Raw genomic sequence first — 3,722 nt, forward strand, 5'->3', positions numbered from 1 at the left:
GTCTAAAGGGTGGACGTACAACATTAAAGTATTTAATGGTACACCAATGCATGCTGAACATGTTGAAATTATTACCGAACACCAATCTATTGAGCAAGTAGAACGTATGATTTTAAAATCTAAAATTATTGTAGAAATACAGCGTAACGACCAAATAGGATTATCGTTTAGAATTTTTGAAGCACTAGGCTATCGTAAAAAGTTAATTACAACCAATACAGATATCGTTAATTACGATTTTTACAATCCACAAAATATATTGGTTATCGATGAAAATAATATTGAAATCCCTGAAGATTTCGTGAATTCGCCTTATGTAGAAATAGACGATGCTATTTTAGATAAGTATAGAATTAAAAATTGGGTAAAGCCTATTTTTGGTTTACAGTAGACTCCTATAAACATTCGCATATTCCAAAGCTGCAGTATCCCAATTAAAACTGTTAGCACGTTCTACATAGGCAGCCGTATATTTTGCCTTATTGCTTTCGTAAGTATGCATGCCGTTTTCAAAAACTGTTTTCATGTATTCTGGGTCAAAATTATCCCAATAAAAGGCATACTCTCCACCAATTTCTGGAAGCGACGTTAGGTTAGATAAAAACACAGGTTTACCAAAACGCATGGCTTCAATTGGCGGAATGCCAAAACCTTCTAATAACGACGGAAATACAAAAGCAGCACAGTTTTGTAAATAGTATTGTTTTTCAATAGCATTAATAGTCCCTACAATATGTACACGTTGTTCCGTTTTTGTTTTAGCTATTGCTTTAGCTAATGTTGTTTTTGCATAATTACTCGTGTGGTGTCCAGCTAAAATTAAATCGTAATCTGGTAATAGTTCTAGCATCTCAACCAAAGTATGGACGTTTTTACGGGCATTTAAAGCCCCAATAAAAAATAAATACGGACGATTGGTTTTCGGTTTTACAGGGTAGGTTTCTGTTTCCAAAAGTACTCGCATGGGGTTACCATTATAGATAACATGCTCAGGAACATTTGGTACATCAAAATATTTATGAGTAGACGCTTTAGCATATTCCGAAATATAGGTGATGGCACTACTTCTATTCAGCTTTTCAATAAACCGTTTATTGGTTTCATGGTTTAAATCACTAGAAACTTCAGCTATAAAGTTAACATCGTGTACTGTTAATACATACGGAATATTATGATGAGGTTCTATTTTTATGTTTTGGTTTAAGCAATGCCAAACATCATATTTCGTTCTAATTCTAAATAAAGGTTGTCTAGAAATAGAACGGTACGTTTTATACTTAAAATAATCACCAAATTCTTTTTTTAATGGCTTAGTATCTTTAGCATGCAACGTCATTTTAAAATCTGGAATATTGGCACGATACAATCCTTTAATTAAATGATAATTAAATTGACCAAATCCGTTATTAGGATTCTTTATATTATGAGATTCTAAAAAAACGTTCTGCATCTAATCTATTTTTCTGTACATAGCCCATAGTTGTATGTAGCGTTTATAAACCGAAAAGGCATGGACATAACAAATTATAAATCCTTCTTTACCATCTAAAATACCCAACCTTAAAAAGTATTGATGCATAAAGCGGTACCAAGGTCTAAATAAAAAGTGATATAGATTTGGGCGTACATTTTTTTTGTATAAAGCTTCGGCTTGCAGTTTGCTATACAGGCTTAATTTCTCGTTATAATTATCAAACGATTTGTACGTATGGTGATCTGCAGCATGTTTTAATAACCCAACTTTTTCGTTGGTTTCTATAGATTCATGAACAGGTTTACCGTTATATTTACAATAGTTTTTATTGAATAAACGAACAGAAACATCAGTTTGAAAACCGCTATACTTTATTCGTTTTCCCATAAAATGAAAATTACGCTTTACACGATATGCTTTTAACGCGTCTTCAGAATTTATAGTGTCTACAATTTCGTTTGCTAAAACGTTAGGAATAGTTTCATCTAAATCGAAAAAAACAATCCAATCGTATGTTGCTTGCGAAATAGCATAGTTTTTTTGTTTCGAAAAATCTTCGAAGGGATGCTGTATAACTTTAGCTCCATTTTTTTTAGCAAGCTCAACTGTTCTGTCTGTACTAAAGGAGTCCACAATAATAATCTCATCGGCAAACGATAGGCTTTTTATATAGCTTTCAATATGTATTTCCTCGTTGTAGGTTATGGCTACGGCACTTATCATTTAAAGACGTTGGTTTTATTTAAGGATATTAAATAACACTTATTATATTTGTGTCAAAAGTAATGAATTTACTAAGATTTTATTAAAATAAATAATTCTACAATGCCAAAACTTCCAGTTTTAATGTATCACAATGTTAGTGAAGCTACTACCAATAGTGTAGGGCTTACAATTTCTATAGAAAAATTGGAAGAACAATTTAAGTTTTTAAAAGATAACGGCTATACAACGTTACATTTTAAAGATTTGCAGGCTTTAAAAGGACCGAGTGATTATCCAGACAAAGCTGTAATTATTACGTTCGATGACGTGTATGTTAATCAATTTGAATATGCATATCCTTTATTACAAAAATATGAGCTAAAAGCCAGTTTTTACATTCCATTTCAATACGTTGGTGGTACCGATGACTGGAATGATGGCACAGAGCCTATTATGAGTGTTGCGCAGTTACAATCATTAGCTCCTGAAACTATAGAGCTAGGATTACATTCTTATGCACATGGTAATTATAGTGATATGTCTGTTGAAGACATACAAGAGGATTTCGATAAATGTAAAGCATTTATTGTAGAGCATAACCTAGAAATACACAACACACTAGCCTATCCGTATGGTAAATTCCCTAGAAAAGGAGAGGAGCAATTAGCCTTTTTTAAGACATTAAATAATAATAGAATTGCATATGGCTTACGTATAGGGAACCGTGTAAATATATTTCCGTTTAAAAATAATTACGAAGTACAACGTATAGATATTAAAGGCGAAGATAGTTTAGCTACTTTTAAGAAAAAATTGAAGCGTGGGAAGGGGTGGTTTTAGAAAGGAAAACTCATAAGGCAGTTAATTAACTTATTTTTTAATTTGCCGCTCTTAATACAATCTACAGGTTTTAAATTATCTAAAGCTGGAACTTTTGTATGTATCCAACACATACTATTATTTTCTAAGTGCCCCCAAATAACCATGCTTATTTTTTGGTTTCCTGAAAGTGCTTTTAAAAGAATAATTTGCTCTTCAGAATTTGACCAATTATCTTCAAATAATGATGCATAATTATTCCAGTTTTCTTGATTAAAAGTATTTTTTAATTCAGTAGACATAATTGTATTTAAAAGTATTGATAAATAATTACTTGATATTAGATTTTTCGTCTAACAGAGCTATAAACTCTGTAAAAGATTCATTTGAAAGATTCTTGTTTCCCACAATTGTTTTAAAAATAGAAAAAAGACTAAAACCTTTAAGTTGTGTGATGTGATATTTTTTGAAAATACTTTTTGAATTAGTGGTGAAAATATAATAAACGCTTTGATTAATCTCAAAAGAATTAAAACTCTTTATAGATTCGTATTTATATGGTTTATTATTGAAATAAATATAAGATTGGTTGAATTCAACTTTTTTCAATATTATTAAAAGTAAAGAAAATAGTATTGTAAAGGACCAAAGAAAATAGTCCCAAAACCGATTTATGTTTCCATATTTGGTTATTGAATAAGTAAAAAGTATTAAAACCCATGGC

At 30.8% G+C, this 3,722-nt stretch carries 4 protein-coding genes and 1 pseudogene; 2 read left to right on the top strand and 3 right to left on the bottom strand.

Annotation, left to right across the window (positions count from 1 at the left end; all coding sequences use genetic code 11):
• Nucleotides 1–391: pseudogene (locus ACVC2P_RS17095) on the top strand (lipopolysaccharide core biosynthesis protein rfaS); the annotation flags it as partial.
• Here the strand turns inward: ACVC2P_RS17095 and ACVC2P_RS17100 are convergent.
• Nucleotides 383–1,450 (bottom strand): glycosyltransferase family 4 protein, encoded by a 1,068-nt coding sequence (locus tag ACVC2P_RS17100; RefSeq protein WP_452599663.1) that lies wholly within the window; start codon nucleotides 1,448–1,450, stop codon nucleotides 383–385. The pseudogene ACVC2P_RS17095 and the gene ACVC2P_RS17100 overlap by 9 nt on opposite strands.
• A complete protein-coding gene (locus ACVC2P_RS17105; RefSeq protein WP_452599664.1) occupies nucleotides 1,451–2,197 on the bottom strand; it encodes a glycosyltransferase family 2 protein in 747 nt (248 codons plus the stop codon).
• Nucleotides 2,198–2,299: 102 nt separating this feature from the next.
• Here ACVC2P_RS17105 and ACVC2P_RS17110 point away from each other — a divergent pair, with 102 nt between their 5' ends.
• Entirely contained in the window at nucleotides 2,300–3,019 is a 720-nt protein-coding gene (locus ACVC2P_RS17110; RefSeq protein ID WP_452599665.1) for a polysaccharide deacetylase family protein, read from the top strand.
• On the opposite strand, the gene ACVC2P_RS17115 is transcribed toward ACVC2P_RS17110, so the two are convergent.
• Entirely contained in the window at nucleotides 3,016–3,300 is a 285-nt protein-coding gene (locus tag ACVC2P_RS17115; protein WP_452599666.1) for a hypothetical protein, read from the bottom strand. The genes ACVC2P_RS17110 and ACVC2P_RS17115 overlap by 4 nt on opposite strands.
• Between the last annotated feature and the right edge of the window lie 422 nt (nucleotides 3,301–3,722).

The organism is Pontimicrobium sp. MEBiC01747 (genome assembly GCF_053601635.1).